Below are 17,395 nucleotides of genomic sequence, written 5' to 3'. Positions count from 1 at the left end.
CGCGCCGAGCCGGGTCCGGCCGGTGGGTGGGTCGGGGCCGTGCCGGTACATCCGCCCGCATCCGGACGGATCCCAGCGGGGTCGAGAGGTGCGGGTGGGTTCTGATCCGTCCGGCCTGCGGGCATTCGATGTACCGGCACGGCCCCTCCCGCCGGATCCCGGCTGCGGGTGCGTGGTGGCTCGGGTGCGCCGGGTTCGGATCGTCAGCGGCCCTCGAAGCGGGGGACGCGGCGGTCCACGAAGCTCGTCACGCCCTCGTCGGCGTCCAGCGTCGTCATGTTGATCTCCTGCGCCGCCGCCTCCGCGGCGAAGGCGGCGGCGCGGTCGGTGTCGAGGGAGGCGTTGACCAGCTGCTTGGTGAGGGCGAGGGCACGGGTGGGTCCGGCCGCCAGCCGCTCGGCCCAGGCGCGGGCCGTCTTCTCCAACTCCCCGGGCGGTACGACCCTGTTGACGAGGCCGATCCGTTCGGCGTCCGCGGCGCTCAGCGCGTCGCCGAAGAACATCAGCTCCTTGGCCCGCTGCGGGCCGACGAGGCGGGGCAGCAGATAGGCCCCGCCGCCGTCCGGTACGAGACCGCGGCGCACGAACACCTCGATGAACCGGGCCGGTTCGGCCGCGACGACCAGGTCGCAGGCGAAGGCGAGGTGCGCGCCGATCCCGGCCGCCGTGCCGTTGACCGCCGCGATCACCGGTTTCTCGCAGTCGAGGACGGCGGCGATCAGGCGCTGCGCGCCCAGCCGGATGGTGCGGGCGACATCGCCCGGCACCCGCTCCCCGGCGGCGGGGCCGCCCCGCAGATCCGCTCCCGCGCAGAAACCGCGCCCGGTGGCCGTGATGACCACGGCCCGTACGGCGGGGTCGGCGGACGCGGCCGCGAGCAGCTCGATCACGCGCTCGCGCTGGTCCCGGGTGAGCGCGTTCATCGCCTCGGGCCGGTCGAGGGTGATCCACGAGACCGCGTTGTCGGTGGTGTGGCGTATCGATGAGGCGAGGGGCTTCTCGGCGGAGTCGGTCATGGGCGTGCTCCGTTTCGTACGGGGTGCGGGTGAGGGCGCACGGCCGGGGCGGTTCAGCGGCACAGCACCAGCGCGTCCAGGGCCACGGCACCCTGTCCCCGGGGCAGCACCATCAGCGGGTTGATGTCCAGCTCCGCGATCTGGTCACCGAGTTCGAGCGCCATGCGCTGGACCCGGATCACGACCTCGACCAGCGCGTCCACGTCCACCGGCGGGCCCCCGCGCACTCCGTCGAGCAGGGCCCGGCCGCGGAGTTCCGACAGCATGGCCCGCGCCTGGTCGTCGCCGAACGGCGGCACGCGCACGGCGGCGTCCCGCAGCACCTCGACGAGGACCCCGCCGAGCCCGACGGTGACGGTCGGTCCGAAGAGCTGGTCGTGCGTGACCCCGACGACCATCTCGACGCCCCGCTCGACCATCTGGCAGACCAGGACCCCGTCGAGGGAGATGCCCTCGTAGCGGGCGATGTCGGTCAGCTCGCGATAGGCGTCACGGACCTGGCTGGCGGAGGTCAGCCCGATCTTGACCAGGCCGAGTTCGGTCTTGTGGGCGATCTGCGCGCCGGAGGCCTTCATGACCACCGGGTAGCCGACCTGGCTCGCCGCCCGCACGGCCGCCGCCGCGCTGGTCACGAGCTGCTCGCGCGGTACGCGGATCCCGTACGCCCGCAGCAGCTGCTTGGCCCCGTGCTCGCTCAGCTGCTGGCCCGGACGCATCAGGGCCTGCGCCTTGCGGAAGGAGGGCGACGGGGTGCGCGGGGCCTCGTCGAAGGGCGAGCGGTAGGCGGCGGTGAACCGGGCGTGGTCGAGATGGGCGCGGACGGCGGTGATGCAGTTGGCGAACGTACGGAAGGTGGCGACCCGGGACGACCCGAGCAGGGTCTCGCGGTACGCCGCCTCCGTGCCGACCGGCGATCCCCACACCACGCACACCAGCTTGTCCGTCTGTTCCGCCGCGTCCACGAGATCCTGCGCCAGCTTGTCGCTCATGGGCGGGAAGGGTCCGGTGATCGGGCAGATCAGCACGCCCACGGCGGGGTCGGCGAGGATCGCGTCGATGATCTTCCGGCCGCGCCAGTCGCCGACCGGGTGCCCGCCGTTGTCGACCGGGTTCGCGACGTTCAGGTAGTCCGGTATCCAGGTGTGCAGCTCGGCCTGCTTGGCCTCCGAGAGGACCGGCAGGTCGAGGCCCGCCTCGGTCGCCAGGTCCGCGAAGTGCGCGCCCGTGCCGCCCGAGATCGAATAGACGACGACCCCGTCGGCCAGCGGTGTGCGGGCCCGCGCCAACAGGGCCGCGGTGTCCTGGAGTTCGTCGAGTCCGTCGACGCGGATCACGCCGTACTGCCGCATCGCCGCGTCCACCACCGCGTCGGCGCCGGTCAGCTTGCCGGTGTGGGAGGCGGCGGTGCGGGCGCCGGTCTCGGTGCGGCCGACCTTGACGGCGACGACGGGCACCTTGCGGCGGGCGGCGCGGTCGGCGGCGAGCAGGAAGGAGCGGCCGTCCTTGAGGCCCTCGACGTAGCAGGCGATGGCGCCGACCTCGGGGCGCTCGGAGAAGTAGGAGATGAAGTCCGCGGTCTCCAGGTCGGCCTCGTTGCCGGTGGGCGCCCAGTGGGAGAGACGGACGCCCAGTTGCTGCATCGCGAACACCGGCCGGCCCTGGTGGCCGGACTGGGTGATGAGGGCGACCGCGGGGCCGTCGAGGTCGTCGCGGAAGTTCTCGAACGCGTTGAGGTTGGTGTTGGGGCCGAGCAGACGTACGCCGGTGCCGCGTACGGCGTCGGCGAGGCGGGCCTGCGCTGCGGCGCCCTCGGCTCCCGTCTCGGCGAAGCCGGACGCGAACGCGACCGCGAACTTCACCTTGGCCTCGGCGAGTTCGGCGATCACCGGGAGGGGGTCGCCGACGAGGAGCACCGCGAGGTCCACCTGTTCCGGCAGGTCGGCCACGGACGGGAGGCAGGGGAGTCCGAAGACCGCCCGGCGGGTGGGGTGCACCGGGTGGAGCCGGGCGCCGACCCGTTCGGCCCAGGCGATGAGCTGGCGGGTGATCCCGGTGTTCGGCCGCCCCTCGGCGTCCGAGGCACCGATGACGGCCACGGACTCGGGGCGGAAGAAGCGGTCCAGATCGGGTACGGCGGCGTACAGCGGGCGACCGCTGACGTCCAGGTCGTCGACGTCGGCCGGGCGTCCGTGCACGACGGGGGAGGGCTGCTCGCCGCAGGCGATGACCCTGGCCCGGCGGGAGTCGGTGGTGAGGGTGCCGTGGGTTGATCCAAGCATCGGTCCGCCCGCTCCTGTGTGACAGCCAATGGATAACTGACGCTCTGTCAGATTACTTAACTGACGTCGTGTCAGGAACCGTTGTGCAGGGCGGGCTTCTGTTAGGTACCCGGTGTGGGGGGCGGGGGAACACGGGTGTGGTCCGGTGGGGGGTCGGGGCCGTGCCGGTGCATCAGCCCGTCGCTGTCGGGTGAGGAGTGGGCGTCGGTGGCGACGGGCATCGATGTACCGGCACGGCCCCTTCCGCCGGATGCCGACTGCAAGATCCAGCCCCTCCGGCGTTTGAGGAGCGGGGTCTGGGGCGGAGCCCCAGGGACGGGAAGGGTAGGGGCGGAGGGGGCGAAAACCTGCTTGGGCCTGGGCGCGATCGCCGGGGGTGGGCAGGGGTGCCCGTGCGTCAGCCGGTGGGGCGGGACTTGGCGGCGTGGCGGGCTACGGACTTCGCGATCTTCTCGGCGTCCAGGGCGAGTTCGCGGAACATGCCGCTGATGGGGTTGGTGAAACCGGTGAAGTACAGGCCGGGCGCGTTCTTCGGGGTGCGCCCGCCGTGCACGACCGGGTGCCCACGGCCGTCGAGCACGTCGAGGTGACCGACCATGCCCTCCAGGGCCCGCGTGTATCCGGTCGCGGTGATCACCGCGTCCGGGGCGATCCGGTTCCCGTCGGCGAGGACGGCCTTGTCGTCCTCGAACCCCTCGACCGCGGCCACGATCTCGACCTTCCCCTTGCGGACGGCGTCGATGATGCCGACGTCCTGGACGGGGATGGAGCCCTCGTTGACGCGGGAGTAGAGCCCGGTGGCGGGGCGCGGCAGGCCGTGCGCCGACAGGTCGGGCACGCTCAGCCGGCCCACCGGTCCGGCCAGCGCGTCCACGAGGCGCACCGGCAGCCGTCGTACGGCTATGCCCGTGTACTGCGCGGCCCAGCCCGCCGTCGAGCGGCGCAGGATGTGCGGCGCGGTGCGGACGGACAGCCGTACGCGCGAGGCGCCGCCCTCGGCCAGGTCCGCGGCGATCTCGGCGCCGGTGTTGCCGATGCCGACGACCAGGACGTCGCGGCCCGCGTAGGGGGCGGGGTTGCGGTACTCGCCGGCGTGCAGCAGCTCGCCGGTGTAGGTGTCGCGGCCCGTCCAGTCGGGGACGCGCGGGGTGTGGTTGTAGCCGGTCGCGACGACCACCGCGCTGCCGGTCAGCTCCCGTCCGCCGGTGGCGTGCAGCAGCCAGCCGCCGTCCGGGGCGGGCTCGACGCGGGAGACCTCGACACCCGTGACGATCTCCAGGCCGTGGTGCTCGGCGTACTTCTCCAGGTAGCGCACCACGTTGTCACGTGCCACCCACCGGCCGAACGAGCGCGGCATCGGCAGCCCCGGCAGCGCGGACAGCCGCCGGGTGGTGTGCAGGTGCAGCCGGTCGTAGTGGTTCCGCCAGGACGCGCCGACCTGGTCCGACTTCTCCAGCACGACGGCCCGCACGCCCCGGGCGCGCAGCGCGTACGCCGCCGCGAGTCCCCCGGGGCCGCCTCCGATCACGTACACGGGGCGGTCCTCGTGGGAGGGCACCGTGCGGGAGGTCGTGGAAGCAGTCGAGTCGGCCATAGCGCGAGCGTAATCACGGCTTTGCTTGATAGGTCTCGGTCAAGAGGGGAATCGGTTGCGAACTGGTCACGACTGTGGGAGGGGTGGGTGGACCCGGTGGCGTAGGTCACTTCGGCGTGATGGGGATGTGGGGAAAGCGTGTTGTCGCCGCAGGTGGGCGTCGGGGTGTACGTCTTCTGCGGGAGCGCGGGGGGTGGCTCCACGCGCCCCTCGGGAGGGGGTGGTGATCGTCCCGTTCCGGGCGGCCGTCGCCGGCCTCTTGCGCGGGCGTCTCCCGAGACTGAAACTGACGTTCCGTCAGATGCGTTTCCCCTGCGGGAGGTTCGGCCATGGACACGATCTGGCTCGGCGGGGCGGAGTGGCTGGCCGTGCTCCGTATCGGGCTCGGGCTGTGGTGGCTCGAGAGCTGGCGGCACAAGGACAAGAAGGGCTGGTTCGAGCGCGGGACCGGGATCGCGTGGGCGGCGGACGTCGCTTCCAGGCACCGGTGGAACGCCGTGCGGTCGGGGTTCGACACGATCGTCGCCCCGCGGCCCAGGGTGATGGCGTACGTCGTCGTGTACGCGGAGCTGGCGCTGGGTCTCGGACTGGTGGCCGGACTGCTGACTCCCGTCGCGCTGGTCGCGGGCCTGCTCCTCAACGCCCTCTACTTCACCCTCATGATCCACGACTGGGCGGAACAGGGGCAGAACGCGATGATGGCGCTGGTCTCGGCCGTCGCGCTGTTCGGGATGGCCTGGCAGACGTGGTCCCTGGACGACGCCCTCGGACTCTTCCGGTGAGCGGCGGCGGGTTCGACGTTCCGGAGGCGGACGCCTTCACCCGGACGTACTGGGACGCGGCGGCCGAGGGGCGGCTGCTGGTCCGGCACTGCGCGGCCTGCGACCGCGCCCACCACTACCCCCGGGAGTTCTGCCCGCACTGCTGGAGCGAGGACGTGAGCTGGCGTCCCGCGAGCGGGCGCGCCACGCTCTACACCTGGTCGGTCGTCCACCGCAACGACCTGCCGCCGTTCGGCGGGCGCGTGCCCTACGCCGCCGCCGTCGTCGACCTCGCGGAGGGGCCCCGGATGATGACCGAGGTGATCGGGTGCGAGGAGGCGGCCCTGCGGATCGGGATGGAGCTGGCGGTGGCCTTCCGGGCGGGGATCCCCGTGTTCCGGCCCGTGTCGCCGGCCCGCGGGTGACCCTCTCCGGACTCATGGTTCCCGGCTCGCCCGGCCCTACTCCGCCGGCTCCGGGTCCGTCGCCAGCCGTCCGTGCAGGTGCACGTCGCGGAACGCGTCATGGCGGCCGGCCTCGAACATCGCGCCGCGCAGCGTCCCCTCGTGCCGGAACCCGCAGCGTTCGGCGATCCGGCAGGACGCCTCGTGGCCCACGGCGTGGCCCAGGTCGAGGCGGTGCAGGGCGAGGCCGGTGAAGCCGTAGCGGGCCGCGAGGGTGAGGGCGCGGGTGGCGACCCGGCGGCCGCGGGACTCCGGGAGGACCCAGTAGCCGACGCGGGCGCAGCTCATGACGTGGTCGATCTCGTTGACGCCGATGTGCCCCAGCGTCCCGCCGGTCCCGGCGTCGGTGACGCAGAAGGAGAACCCGGTGCCGCTCGTCGCCGCCGCGACGCGGGTCCGCAGCGCCTCACGGGCGGAGTCGATGTCCCGGACGAACCTGAGCGGGGTGTTCCAGCGCTGGAACTCGGGATCGGCCAGCCCGCGCAGATACGCCGACACGTCGGCGTCGGACTCCGGGTCCCAGGGGCGGAGCCGCAGACCGAGGCCGGTCAGCTCGGGTTCGGGCTGGACGGAGAACTGCAGACGGACGTCGGCCATCCAGCCATTCAAGCCCCTTCAGGCTCACGGGTCACTCCCGCATGCCGAAATTCGGAGGTACGGCGCGGTGGCCCCACGGGATCATCGGACATGACCTCCGTGACGTACGACTGGCGGCTCACCCACGATCTCGACGCGTTTCTCGCCCTGGCCGGAGACTTCCTCCGCTCGCGGCCCGCGCAGCACACCGTCGCGCTGACCGTGACGGACGGGCTGCACAGACGGGGGATGAGCCGGTACGGGGAGAGCGCGCCGGTCTTCGGGGCCCTGGAACGGGACGGGGTGGTCCGCGCGGCCTTCTTCCGTACGCCGCCGTACCGGCTGAACCTCACCCCGTTGGACGAGCGGGGCGCGCAGGCGCTCGCCGCGCTGCTCGCGGACGCGGAGGTCGAGGTGCCCGGGGTCTCCGCCGACACGGACACCGTCGAGGCCTTCGCCGGGGCCTGGGGGCGGCGGACCGGAGCGCGGTCCGTGCTGTTCCGCGGCGAGCGGCTGTATCGGCTCGGCGAGCTGTCGGCGCCCGAGCCCGCGCCGACCGGCCGTCCCCGGGTCGCCGACGAGGGCGACCGGGACCTGCTCGCCCGCTGGTACGCGGAGTTCGCCGGGGCCATCGGTGAAGGCGCGCACCGCCGCGACCCCGGGGCCTGGGCCGACGACCGGATCTCCTACGGCGGCATCACCCTCTGGGAGGACCCCGAGGGCACCCCCGTCGCCATGGCGGGCGCGACCCCGCCGGTCGCCGGACAGCTGAGGATCGGCCCCGTCTACACCCCGGCCCACCTGCGCGGCCGGGGGTACGCCGGTGCCGTCACCGCCGAGGTGAGCCGCGCCGCGGCCGCCTCCGGCGTCCAGGAGGTGCTGCTCTTCACCGACCTCGCCAATCCGACCAGCAACGGCCTGTACCGGCGCATCGGCTACCGCCCCGTCTCCGACTTCGCGTCGTACGACTTCACGTACGACGGGTAGGGCCGGACACCCGGGGCGGGTGTCCGGGGCGGCCTCGGGGCGCGGTCGCCGGTTTCACGGCCACAACAGCTCGGTGGTCCAGCCGGGATCCGTGCGGCGGTAGACGAGGCGGGCGTGGCGGCGGCGGGCGTCGCCCTGGAAGAACTCCACCTCGTCCGGGCGGAGGCGGTAGAGGGTCCAGGTGGGGGCGGGGGAGTCCGGGGAGCTCTCGGCCCGTTCCCAGGCCGCGTCCGAGGCCCGGTCCAGCTCGGCCCGCGAGGGCAGGACCTCGCTCTGGCGGCCCACCAGGGCGGCGGCCAGCGCGCCGGTGGAGCGGGCGTGCAGGTCCGCCTGGCTCTCCTCGGGCGACGCGACCGTGACCGGGCCGCGGAGCCGGATCTGGCGCCCCTGGGCGGGCCAGTAGAAGCCGAGGGCGGCGTAGGGACGGGCGGCGAGCTGGCGTCCCTTGCGGCTCGTCACGTGCGAGGCGAACGCCCAGCCCTCCTCGTCCGCGCCGTGCAGCATCACCGTCCGGACGTCGGGCAGCCCGTCCTCGCCGGCCGTCGCGAGCGTCATCGTGTGCGGCTCGGGCTGCCCGGCCGCCACCGCCTCCGCGAACCACCGGGTGAACAGGGTCAGCGGCTCCGCCGGGGCCTCCTCGGGGGTGAAGCCGGGCAGCTCCGTGTCCCACACCCGCAGTGATCTCAGCAGCTCATGAAGATCCGGTTCCATGTCCCGAGTATCACCCGGGGCGCCTTCGCCGGGGCCCTGGTGCCCCGGTTCCTGGCGGACCGGTTCCTGGCGGACCGGTTCCTCGGGCCGGGGGTGGGCGGCCCGGGTGCGACGCCTCCTCATCCCCGTCCCAGCACCACCGTCCCCGACGAGCAGAACCAGCCTCCCGTCCCGGACGCCACCGCCAGCTCGGGCAGGCTTCCGTCGGGGCGCCGCACCTGCCGTCCGTCCGGGAGGTCGCCCCGCAGCTGCCGTACGGCCTCCACGAGCAGGAACAGACCGCGCATGCCCGGGTGCTGGGCCGAAAGACCGCCCCCGTCCGTGTTCACCGGCAGTTCCCCGCCCACCAGGAGCCGTCCCTTCGCCGCGTCCACGAAGGCGCCGCCCTCGCCCTTGGCGCAGAAGCCGAGGTCCTCCAGGGTCACGAGGGTCATGTAGGTGAAGGCGTCGTAGATCTCGGCGAAGTCGATCTCCGCCGGGCGCACCCCGGCCCGCTCGAAGGCGAGCCGGCCGCTCACCGCCGCCGGGGAGACGGTGAAGTCCGCCCACTCGGACATGGTGGTGTGGGAGACGTGCTCGCCGGTCCCGAGCACCCACACCGGGGCCGTACGGCAGTCGCGCACGTACTCCTCGGCCGCCAGCAGCACCGCCGCGCCGCCGTCGGAGCGGATGCAGCAGTGCAGCTTGGTGAAGGGGTCCGCGATCATCGGCCCCGACAGGACCTCGTCGATGGTGACCGGGGTGCGGAACATCGCCTCCGGGTTGCGGGCCGCGTTCGCGCGGGCCTGGACCGCCACCGAGGCGAGCTGTTCGAGCGTGGTGCCGTAGGTGTGCATGTGGCGGCGCGCGGCCATCGCGTACTTGGCGATCAGCGTGTGGCCGTACGGGGCCTCGAACTGCAGGGGGCCCCGGGTGCCGAACGACAGGTCGCCCGTGCGGCGGCCCGCCCTGATGTCGGCGCGGGCGGTGGAGCCGTAGACGAGCAGGACGGCGTTCGCGTGGCCCGCCGCGACGGCGTCGGCCGCGTGGGCCGCCATGACCTCCCAGGCGGACCCGCCGACCGAGGTCGAGTCGACCCAGGTGGGCCGCAGCCCCAGGTACTCGGCCACCTCGGCCGGCGCGAGGGTGCCGAGCCCCGCCGACGCGATCCCGTCGACCACCGAGCGGTCCAGGCCGGAGTCGGCCAGCGCGCGGCGCGCGGCCTGGGCGTGCAGCGCGTACGGGGTCGCCTCGTCCACGCGGCCGCAGTCGGACAGGGAGGCGCCGACGACGGCGACCTTGCGACGACCGCGGCCCGGTGTGGCATGCGTCATGAATCTGACGGTACATCAGATGACTGTCCCGCCGGGAGTGGTCGCACCCCTGTGCATCTGGGGGCCTCCGCCCTAACATGACGGCCCGCCAGATCGGCTTGTCCCGATCAGCCCCCCGACGAGGGAGGAGCCCGCCCATGGACGCCCGGCTCACCGCGGAGCAGGAGGAGATCCGCCGCACCCTGCGGGAGGTGCTGGTCAAACGCTGCGGTCCGCAGGAGCTGCGGGCCGCCGAACGGACCCCGGCGGGCTACGACCCGGCGCTCTGGGAGAGCCTCGCGCTGCGGCTCGGACTGCCCGGACTCGCCCTCCCCGAGACGTACGGCGGGGTCGGCTGCTCGATGACGGAACTCGCCCTCGCCTGCGAGGAGTCGGGCCGCGCCCTCGCCCCCTCGCCGCTGCTGTCGACCGCCGTCCTCGCCGCCCCGCTGATCCTGGCCCTCGGTACCGGGGCGCAGCGCACCGCACTGCTGCCGTCGCTGGCCTCGGGCGCGCTGACGGCCGCCCTCGCGGTCCCCGGCGCGGGCCTGGCCACCGCCCTCGGGCTGGCCGGTGACAACCGCGGCGACTGGGCCGGCGGCGGCCGCGCCGGGGGTGTCCAGGCGCGCCGCGCGGACGGCGCCTGGCGGCTCTACGGGCAGGCGGCGCAGGTGCTCGACGGGCACAGCGCCGGGCTGCTGGTGGTGGCCGCGCACACCGGCGGGTTCGCGCGGTCGCGGACGCTGCTGTTCCTGGTGCGGGGCGACGCCGACGGGCTCGTCCGCACGCGGCAGACCGCCCTGGACCCGACCCGGCCGCAGGCGCGGCTCGAACTGCGGCACGTGGAGGCCGAATTGCTGGGCGACGACCACGCCGACGTGCCCGCGGCGCTGGCCGCCACCGGGGACGCCGCCGCCGCCGTCCTCGCCGTGGAGGCCGTGGGCGCCGCCGACCGCGCGCTGGAGCGCACCGTCGAACACGTCGGCAGGCGCGAGCAGTTCGGGCGGGCGATCGGCTCCTTCCAGGCGGTCAAGCACCGGCTCGCGGACGTGTACGTGGGCGTGCAGTCGGCCCGCTCGGCGGCGTACTACGCGGCCTGGGCCACCGGGAGGGGCGGCGAACGCGTGGGCGCCCTCGCGCTGGCCCAGGCGCTGGAGGCGCTGCGCACCGCCGCCTCCGAGGGCGTCCAGCTGCACGGAGGCATCGGCTTCACCTGGGAGCACGAGGCCCATCTCTACTTCAAGCGCGCGTCCGGCGACGAACTGCTCTTCGGCCCCGTCCACCGGCTGCGCGCGCACGCGGCCGACGCGGCGCGTCTCTTCGACGGCGGAGAGGTGACGGTCTGATGGCGGCGGCCGGGCGTTCGCGGACGGGGAGCGGCACGGGAGACGGCAAGAGGGCGGCGACGGGGACCGGGGCGAGGAGGGTGCCCGGTGTGCGGCTGGTGCAGAAGGTGTCCTCCACCCGGGCGTTCGCCAGGGCGGCCCCTCACCTCGTACCGGCCCTCGACCGCGCCGTGCACCGGCTCACGCGCGGGAAGGTGCTGCTCAGCGCCCAGATGCTGCCGGGGGTCGTCCTGACCGCGCGCGGTGCCAGGAGCGGTCTGGAGCGCCGTACCCCGCTGGCCTGCATGCCGGAGGGCGGCGCCCCGGGCGCGGAGGGGACCGGCTGGATCCTCGTCGGGTCCAACTTCGGCCGCGCCGGCCATCCCGCCTGGACCGCGAACCTGCTGGCCCACCCCGACGCCGTCGTCAACTGGAAGGGCGAGGACGTCCCCGTGACCGCCCGGCTCCTGACGGGCGAGGAGAGGGACGCGGTCTGGAAGGCGGTGCTGGCCTTCTGGCCGCCGTACGCCACCTACCAGGCCCGGGTGGACCGGGAGATACGGCTCTTCAGGATCGTGCGCAGGCCGGTGTCCGACGGTCCCGAGGAGGGGTAGGCCCGGTTCGGCCGGACGAGCGGACGGGCCGTGCCGCCCGGTTCCCGCCGTCCGTACAGCGCAGCGGGCGGCGGTCCGCCGGAGTGTCTCCGGGGCGAACCGCCGCCCGCATGACAGGAGCTGGGCGTTCGGACGCGGGAATCTACTTCGTCGGCTTCTTCCCGGTCACGCCCAGGTACACCAACAGCGCGAGGTTCGGCTTGAGTTCGGCCTGCTTGACGCCCCAGGACTGGAACCCCTTCTGGTGCGAGGCGACCGCCGCGAGCATGGCGACGAGGGAACCGGCCATCGCGGCCGGGTTCACGTCCTTGTCGACCTTTCCCTTGGCCTGGAGTTCGGTGACGGAATCCGTGAGGGAGTTGTTCACGGAGTTCAGGATCTTCATGCGGATCTTGTAGAACCGCTTGTCCCCCTCGGCGGCACCGAGATCGACGACGCGCAGGATCGCGTCGTTCTTCCGCCAGAACTCCAGGAATCCGTCGACGAGTTCCTGCGCGGTCTGCCAGCCCGCCTTGCCGACCCAGGAACGGCCTTCGAGCAGCTGGGTCAACCCGGCGCCCTCCGCGGCCATTTGCTCGGCGATCTCCAGAACGGCGCCTTCGACGTCCGGGAAGTACTGGTAGAAGGTCGCCGGTGAAGTGCCTGCCTTCCGGGCGACGTCGATGACTTTGACGTCCCGGTAGGGCGATGAGCTGAGCATCTCGCTGAGGCAGTCGAGCAGCTTCTGCCGGGTCGCCTGCCCACGCCGTCCGGCCACGCGGCCGTCGACGGTACGCACTTGTCCTGTCATGCCGTCAGCTTACCGAGGGGTGATCGGAGCGCGATTCGGCCGACTGCAAATGGGGTGCGGCCGTACGACGCGGGGGTTCGACGGGGGTTCGGAAGGGGGGTGGCGGGGGGTTCACCAGGGGTTCCGGGGGTTCTCCGGCGCTCCTGGAGGAGGCGCGCGGACCGGTGCGCGGTCCCCGCGCCGCTCCCGCGGGAGCGGGAACCCGTGCGGGCGGGCGTCCGACGGCAGGCCGCGGGAAAGGCCGCCCGCATTCCAGGCGCCGGGGAAGGGGAAAGGGGCTCCGTGATCCCCGGGCGGGCTCCGGGAAAGGGCGTACGCGTTCTCGGGCGGGCTCCGGGAAGGGTGCGCGCATTTCGTGCGCACCCCGCTCCGGAAAAGCGCCCGTGTTCCCCGTACGGGGCCCCTGAGCAGGGACGGGGCGTCACCGGAGCAGGCGCGCACGCCCTGCGGGATGCCGAAAGGGCCGTTAGCTTGGCCGCATGGCCGAATCAGCCGTTGTCGCCGGGTTCTCCGAGGGCGTGCCCTGCTGGGTCGACGCGCAGCTTCCCGACGTGGAGGCGGGCAAGCGCTTCTACGGCGAGCTCTTCGGCTGGACGTTCTCCGAGGACCCCGGCCCGGTGGGCTGGGCGGAGCTGGACGGCGAACCGGTCGCGGCGCTCACGCCCAAGCTGGACGGGCGGATGCCCACCGTGTGGACGGTGTACTTCGCGACCACGGACGCCGTGGCGCTCACCCGTCGGATCACGGAGGCGGGCGGCCGGGTCATCTCCGTGCCCGCGGCGGTCGGCCTGTCGGGCGAGCTGGGCACGGCCGCCCTCGCCACCGACCCGGAGGGCGCCGTCTTCGGCCTCTGGCAGCCCGGCACCCACACCGGCTTCGCCAGGCGCCACGAGCGCCGCACGTTCTGCTGGGCCGAGCTGTACGCGCGCGACACCACGACGGTCGACCGTTTCTACGGTGCCCTGTTCCACGACGCGCTGTTCGGGCCCGGCGCGACCCCCGATTTCGGCCGCGTTCCCGTGTCGGGTGTCTTTCCGGCCGAGATGCCGCCCCATTTCCTCGTCCACTTCGGTGTCGAGGACTGCGAGGAGACACTCGGGACGGTGAACAGGCTCGGGGGCCGGGTCCAGGTGACACCCTTCGACACGTCGTACGGACGGGTGGCCGTCGTCACGGACAATCAGGGTGCGTCGTTCGCGTTGCTCGAACGGTGACGGTGGCGTGACCAGGCGTGACGTCGTTCCGGAGGTGAGGGGGTTGCACCGGCGGAAGGCGCCGGGGAGGCTTCGGGGGAACAGACCGAAACGCTTCCGCGGTGAGGGGCGCGGCGATTCGACGTGAGGGACGGCACTTCCGGGGCGCGGGGCGGGGTACTTCTGGGGTGAGGGGCGCATTTCGGCCCTGAACCGTGGCGCCCCGGCGGCCGTACTCCTGCCGGGGCGGCTGTTTTGTCACGAGACACCCCGATCCGCCCCCGGGTTCGCAACAGGCGGCTCGGCCAGGAAGAATCGGGGTGCGTGCCGCCATGGCGGTGCGGTGGTGAGACGCTGCACTGGGCCGCGTTCATACGTGGATGACGTGACCCGTACGGGGAGGTGGCAGGCAAGTGGTGGATCAGCTGACGCAGCACGATCCGCGCCGGATCGGGCCGTTCGAGGTGCTGGGCCGGCTGGGTGCCGGCGGCATGGGGCTGGTCTATCTCGCGCGTTCGGCCTCCGGCCGGCGCGTGGCGATCAAGACGGTCAGGACCGAGCTCGCCGAGGACCAGTTGTTCCGGGTCCGCTTCTCGCGCGAGGTCGAGGCGGCCCGCGCCGTGTCGGGCTTCTACACGGCGGCCGTGGTCGACGCCGACGCCCGTGCCGCGGTGCCGTGGCTCGCCACCGCCTACGTGCCCGCGCCCTCGCTCGAGGAGATAGTGAACGAGTGCGGGCCGCTCCCGGCCCAGGCGGTGCGCTGGCTGGCGGCCGGTGTCGCGGAGGCGCTGCAGTCGATCCACGGCGCCGGGCTCGTCCACCGCGACCTGAAGCCGTCGAACGTCCTCGTCGTCGAGGACGGGCCGCGCGTGATCGACTTCGGCATCGCGTCCGGCGTCTCGAACACCCGTCTGACCATGACCAACGTCGCCGTGGGCACCCCCGCCTACATGTCGCCCGAGCAGGCCAAGGACTCGCGCAGCGTCACCGGCGCGAGCGACGTGTTCTCGCTCGGCTCGATGCTCGTCTTCGCGGCCACCGGGCACGCCCCCTACCACGGCGCCAACCCCGTCGAGACGGTCTTCATGCTGCTCCGCGAGGGCCCGGACCTCGAAGGCCTGCCCGACGAGCTGCGCCCGCTCATCGAGTCCTGCATGCAGATGGACGCCACGGCCCGGCCCAACCCGGCCGACCTCCAGGCCCAGCTCGCCCCCCACCTCTTCGGCTCCGGCTCCGACGACAGCGGTACGGCCTCCGCGTGGCTGCCCGAGCGCGCGGTGAGCCTGATCGAGACGCGTCGCGGCGGCCGCCCGCCGGTCAAGCAGCCGGCCTCGGGAGGCGGACGCAGCGGCGGCGGGCGCCCCGCGCTGCCCCCGCCCCCCTCGCACGCCCCGGCGGTGCCCGTGGGAGCGCCCGACACCGGACCCGTGCGCCTCGCGGGCGGCAAGGTGCCCATCGGCCCCGGTCCGCGGGTCGTCGACGCCCGCGCGGCGGCCGTGAAGGCGCCGCCGCCGGAGGCCGGGCTCGCGGCGTCCTGGTCCCGGCCGCGCGTCGGCGTGAACGGCGCCGAACCGGCGCCGGTGCCCGCGCCCCCGGCGCCGGACACGACGACGGGCTGGCGCCCCTGGCGTTTCCGCATGTCGAACGACGTGTGGGGCACCCCCTCGGTCGCCGACGACCTCGTCTACGTCACCTCCTTCGAGGTCCACGCCCTCGACGTCGCGACCGGCCGGCGCCGTTTCAAGACCCGTGACGTGGCCTGGTCGATGGCGGTGGCGGACGGCCGCATCCACGCGTCCGACGGGCCGACGCTGTACGCGCTGGAGGCCAGGGAGGGCGCGGACCTGTGGCGCCTGTCCACGGACGCCTGGATCTACTCCCTGCAGGCCGACCGCGGGACGGTCGTCACCGGCACCCGCGGGGGCGGCGTCCAGGCCTGGGAGGCCGCCAACGGCCAGAAGCTGTGGGAGATCAGCGGCGCCCAGACGGACTTCGAGTCCCCGGAGGCCGGTCCGGCGGTCCACGACGGCACGGTGTACGTGTGGAAGGACGCGCGGCTGCGCGCCCTGGAGGCCCGTACGGGCGAGGAGCGCTGGTCGTACCCGATCGGTGACGCGGCCTCCTGCGGCGGCGTACCGGTCCGTCTGACCCACGCGCCCGACGGCTACGTCTACATCTGCGCGGGCACCCGCGTCCTCGCGATCGACGTGGCCGGCGGTCACGTCCGCTGGCACTTCGAGGCACCGGCCGTCTTCCTCAGCCCGCCCACCTTCGTCCCGGGCCCGGCGGTGACGGGCGGCGGCGTCTACCTCGCCGACTACCTCGGCACGGTGTACGCCCTCGACGCGACCGACGGCCGCGACCGCTGGCGCATCGCCACCGAGTCCCGCGCCTCCGCCGAGCCGGTCCTCGTGGCCGCCGGACACGTCCACGTGGGCAGCGGCAAGGGCCTGTACACGCTGGACGCCGTCACCGGCACCCCGAAGTGGCGCTTCCAGGCCGGGGGCGACCTGGTCGGCGCTCCGGTGGTGGCCGAGGGCCGTATCCACTTCGGCTCCACGGACCACCTCCTGTACACCCTGAAGGCCGACGACGGGCGCCTGCGCTGGAAGCTGGCCACCGGTGGCGAGATCACCGGGGCGCCCGTGGTCAAGGACGGCGTCGTGTACGCGTGCAGCAAGGACCGCTGCGTGTACGCGCTGGACGCGGAGAAGGGCACCGGGACCGCGCGCACCACGTGAGAGGGCCCGCGACCCCTGCGACGGCCGCCGTACCGGGCACGGAAGGGGCTCCGGACGGCGGCCGTCGTTCGCGCGGACGGCCTGCGGAAGCCGCTCCGGCTGCGAGGCTACGCCCGGCGTGACCGGTCCGCCACACGGAGCGAGGAACGGCCCGGCCCGCTCCCGCCGGCCTCGAGCGTTCCTGGTGTCCGCCACGGCCGCCGGGCCCGGCGGAGGGCCGGCGCGGCCGTCCGAGGTCCGGAGCGTCCTCAGCGCAGCCGGAACCCCGGCCTGCGCGCCGAGAACAGTTCCGCCTGCCGCTCGCCCGGCAGGTTCCCGAGGGACACGAGCTGGGGGGCGTGCGCCAGGGCCGCCGCGCGGGTCGCCTCCTGCGCCTGCCACAGCGCCCGCACGGTCCCCTGGACGGCCTCGGCCGGGTAGGACGCGATGACCTCCGCACACGCGACGGCCGCCGCCAACGACCCTCCCGGCGGGGCGAGTTCGGACACCAGCCCCACCTCGTACGCCCGCCGCGCCGAGACCCGCTCGGCGGTCCCCATCAGCGCCATGCGCGCCACCTCCCCGAACGGCATCCGCTGCGCGAGGTAGACGGACTCGTACGCGCTGACCATCCCGTACGTCGTGTGCGGGTCGAAGAAGGACGCCTCCTCGTCGGCCACGACGAACTCCGACTCGCCCAGCAGGTAGAAGGCGCCGCCGCAGGCGATCCCGTTCACGGCGGCGATCACCGGCTTCCACAGGTCGTTGGCCTTCGGCCCGATCGTGGCGAGCGGATCGTCCACCATGTAGGGGGAGCCGGGCTGCGGCACGTCGGCGGCGCGGTCGATCCCGGTGCAGAAGGCCCGCCGTCCCGCGCCGGTGACGACGACCGCCCGTACGGTGTCGTCGAACCGGAACGCCCGCCAGGCGGCGGCCAGTTCGGCGGCCGTGGCGAGATCGACGGCGTTGAGCCGGTCCGGCCGGTCGAGCGTGAGGACGGCGACCCCGGTGTCCTTGTCGACGCTCACCGCGAGTCCGCCGCCCGTCGCCCCTCCCGCGCCCGTACGGGCCGC

15 protein-coding genes are annotated in these 17,395 nt (G+C 73.8%); 7 read left to right on the top strand and 8 right to left on the bottom strand.

Features of this window, described 5'->3' with window-relative positions:
* Positions 1–203: 203 nt before the first annotated feature.
* The 3 genes from ACICHK_RS18095 to ACICHK_RS18085 all read right to left on the bottom strand — a co-directional run bounded on the left by ACICHK_RS18095 (position 204) and on the right by ACICHK_RS18085 (position 4,889).
* Positions 204–1,016: an enoyl-CoA hydratase/isomerase family protein gene (locus ACICHK_RS18095; protein WP_406837733.1), complete on the bottom strand. Its 813-nt coding sequence runs from the start codon at positions 1,014–1,016 to the stop codon at positions 204–206.
* Positions 1,017–1,069: 53 nt separating this feature from the next.
* Positions 1,070–3,295, bottom strand: a complete 2,226-nt coding sequence (locus tag ACICHK_RS18090) for an acetate--CoA ligase family protein (RefSeq protein WP_406837732.1) — start codon at positions 3,293–3,295, stop codon at positions 1,070–1,072.
* Positions 3,296–3,692: 397 nt separating this feature from the next.
* A complete protein-coding gene (locus ACICHK_RS18085) occupies positions 3,693–4,889 on the bottom strand; it encodes a flavin-containing monooxygenase (protein ID WP_406837731.1) in 1,197 nt (398 codons plus the stop codon).
* Positions 4,890–5,218: 329 nt separating this feature from the next.
* Between ACICHK_RS18085 and ACICHK_RS18080 the strand changes: the two genes are divergently transcribed.
* Entirely contained in the window at positions 5,219–5,671 is a 453-nt protein-coding gene (locus tag ACICHK_RS18080; RefSeq protein ID WP_406837730.1) for a DoxX family protein, read from the top strand.
* The gene (locus ACICHK_RS18075; RefSeq protein WP_406837729.1) at positions 5,668–6,075 is read left to right on the top strand and encodes a Zn-ribbon domain-containing OB-fold protein; all 408 of its coding nucleotides are present in this window, start codon (positions 5,668–5,670) and stop codon (positions 6,073–6,075) included. The genes ACICHK_RS18080 and ACICHK_RS18075 overlap by 4 nt, the downstream gene beginning before the upstream one ends.
* A 36-nt stretch (positions 6,076–6,111) precedes the next feature.
* Here the strand turns inward: ACICHK_RS18075 and ACICHK_RS18070 are convergent, their stop codons facing one another.
* A complete protein-coding gene (locus ACICHK_RS18070; protein ID WP_406837728.1) occupies positions 6,112–6,711 on the bottom strand; it encodes a GNAT family N-acetyltransferase in 600 nt (199 codons plus the stop codon).
* 90 nt (positions 6,712–6,801) lie between these two features.
* On the opposite strand from ACICHK_RS18070, the gene ACICHK_RS18065 reads away from it, so the two are divergent.
* Complete coding sequence (locus ACICHK_RS18065) at positions 6,802–7,677, top strand: GNAT family N-acetyltransferase (protein ID WP_406837727.1); 876 nt, start codon at positions 6,802–6,804, stop codon at positions 7,675–7,677.
* Between the two features lie 54 nt (positions 7,678–7,731).
* Here ACICHK_RS18065 and ACICHK_RS18060 read toward each other — a convergent pair whose 3' ends face one another.
* Positions 7,732–8,388: a pyridoxal 5'-phosphate synthase gene (locus tag ACICHK_RS18060; protein WP_406837726.1), complete on the bottom strand. Its 657-nt coding sequence runs from the start codon at positions 8,386–8,388 to the stop codon at positions 7,732–7,734.
* 119 nt (positions 8,389–8,507) lie between these two features.
* Complete coding sequence (locus tag ACICHK_RS18055) at positions 8,508–9,701, bottom strand: thiolase C-terminal domain-containing protein (protein WP_406837725.1); 1,194 nt, start codon at positions 9,699–9,701, stop codon at positions 8,508–8,510.
* Between the two features lie 137 nt (positions 9,702–9,838).
* Between ACICHK_RS18055 and ACICHK_RS18050 the strand changes: the two genes are divergently transcribed.
* Positions 9,839–11,026, top strand: a complete 1,188-nt coding sequence (locus tag ACICHK_RS18050; protein ID WP_406837724.1) for an acyl-CoA dehydrogenase family protein — start codon at positions 9,839–9,841, stop codon at positions 11,024–11,026.
* 80 nt (positions 11,027–11,106) lie between these two features.
* Positions 11,107–11,619, top strand: a complete 513-nt coding sequence (locus ACICHK_RS18045; protein WP_406837723.1) for a nitroreductase family deazaflavin-dependent oxidoreductase — start codon at positions 11,107–11,109, stop codon at positions 11,617–11,619.
* A 142-nt stretch (positions 11,620–11,761) separates the two neighbouring features.
* Here the strand turns inward: ACICHK_RS18045 and ACICHK_RS18040 are convergent, their stop codons facing one another.
* Positions 11,762–12,409 carry a TetR family transcriptional regulator gene (locus ACICHK_RS18040; RefSeq protein WP_103554393.1) on the bottom strand — a complete coding sequence of 216 codons (648 nt, stop codon included), beginning with the start codon at positions 12,407–12,409 and terminating at the stop codon, positions 11,762–11,764.
* Positions 12,410–12,888: 479 nt separating this feature from the next.
* Between ACICHK_RS18040 and ACICHK_RS18035 the strand changes: the two genes are divergently transcribed.
* Together ACICHK_RS18035 and ACICHK_RS18030 are read left to right on the top strand one after the other, a co-directional pair.
* Complete coding sequence (locus ACICHK_RS18035; RefSeq protein ID WP_406837722.1) at positions 12,889–13,623, top strand: VOC family protein; 735 nt, start codon at positions 12,889–12,891, stop codon at positions 13,621–13,623.
* Positions 13,624–14,015: 392 nt separating this feature from the next.
* Positions 14,016–16,343, top strand: coding sequence for a PQQ-binding-like beta-propeller repeat protein (locus ACICHK_RS18030; protein ID WP_406837721.1), 2,328 nt, complete (start codon positions 14,016–14,018; stop codon positions 16,341–16,343).
* A 248-nt stretch (positions 16,344–16,591) separates the two neighbouring features.
* Here the strand turns inward: ACICHK_RS18030 and ACICHK_RS18025 are convergent, their stop codons facing one another.
* The gene (locus ACICHK_RS18025; RefSeq protein ID WP_406841253.1) at positions 16,592–17,350 is read right to left on the bottom strand and encodes an enoyl-CoA hydratase/isomerase family protein; all 759 of its coding nucleotides are present in this window, start codon (positions 17,348–17,350) and stop codon (positions 16,592–16,594) included.
* Between the last annotated feature and the right edge of the window lie 45 nt (positions 17,351–17,395).

The organism is Streptomyces sp. AHU1 (assembly GCF_045343905.1).
In the GTDB taxonomy this organism is placed as follows: domain Bacteria; phylum Actinomycetota; class Actinomycetes; order Streptomycetales; family Streptomycetaceae; genus Streptomyces; species Streptomyces triticiradicis.
The sequence above is the reverse complement of the archived record's forward strand: the minus strand, read 5'-3'. Positions and strand labels throughout refer to the sequence as shown.

Excerpts from the sequence above, each read along its gene's own strand:
- ACICHK_RS18095 (WP_406837733.1), bottom strand. The coding sequence starts at position 1,016 with ATGACCGACTCCGCCGAGAAGCCCCTCGCCTCATCGATACGCCACACC.
- ACICHK_RS18060 (WP_406837726.1), bottom strand. The coding sequence starts at position 8,388 with ATGGAACCGGATCTTCATGAGCTGCTGAGATCACTGCGGGTGTGGGAC.
- ACICHK_RS18070 (WP_406837728.1), bottom strand. The coding sequence starts at position 6,711 with ATGGCCGACGTCCGTCTGCAGTTCTCCGTCCAGCCCGAACCCGAGCTG.
- ACICHK_RS18090 (WP_406837732.1), bottom strand. The coding sequence starts at position 3,295 with ATGCTTGGATCAACCCACGGCACCCTCACCACCGACTCCCGCCGGGCC.
- ACICHK_RS18040 (WP_103554393.1), bottom strand. The coding sequence starts at position 12,409 with ATGACAGGACAAGTGCGTACCGTCGACGGCCGCGTGGCCGGACGGCGT.
- ACICHK_RS18065 (WP_406837727.1), top strand. The coding sequence starts at position 6,802 with ATGACCTCCGTGACGTACGACTGGCGGCTCACCCACGATCTCGACGCG.
- ACICHK_RS18055 (WP_406837725.1), bottom strand. The coding sequence starts at position 9,701 with ATGACGCATGCCACACCGGGCCGCGGTCGTCGCAAGGTCGCCGTCGTC.
- ACICHK_RS18085 (WP_406837731.1), bottom strand. The coding sequence starts at position 4,889 with ATGGCCGACTCGACTGCTTCCACGACCTCCCGCACGGTGCCCTCCCAC.
- ACICHK_RS18035 (WP_406837722.1), top strand. The coding sequence starts at position 12,889 with ATGGCCGAATCAGCCGTTGTCGCCGGGTTCTCCGAGGGCGTGCCCTGC.
- ACICHK_RS18080 (WP_406837730.1), top strand. The coding sequence starts at position 5,219 with ATGGACACGATCTGGCTCGGCGGGGCGGAGTGGCTGGCCGTGCTCCGT.
- ACICHK_RS18050 (WP_406837724.1), top strand. The coding sequence starts at position 9,839 with ATGGACGCCCGGCTCACCGCGGAGCAGGAGGAGATCCGCCGCACCCTG.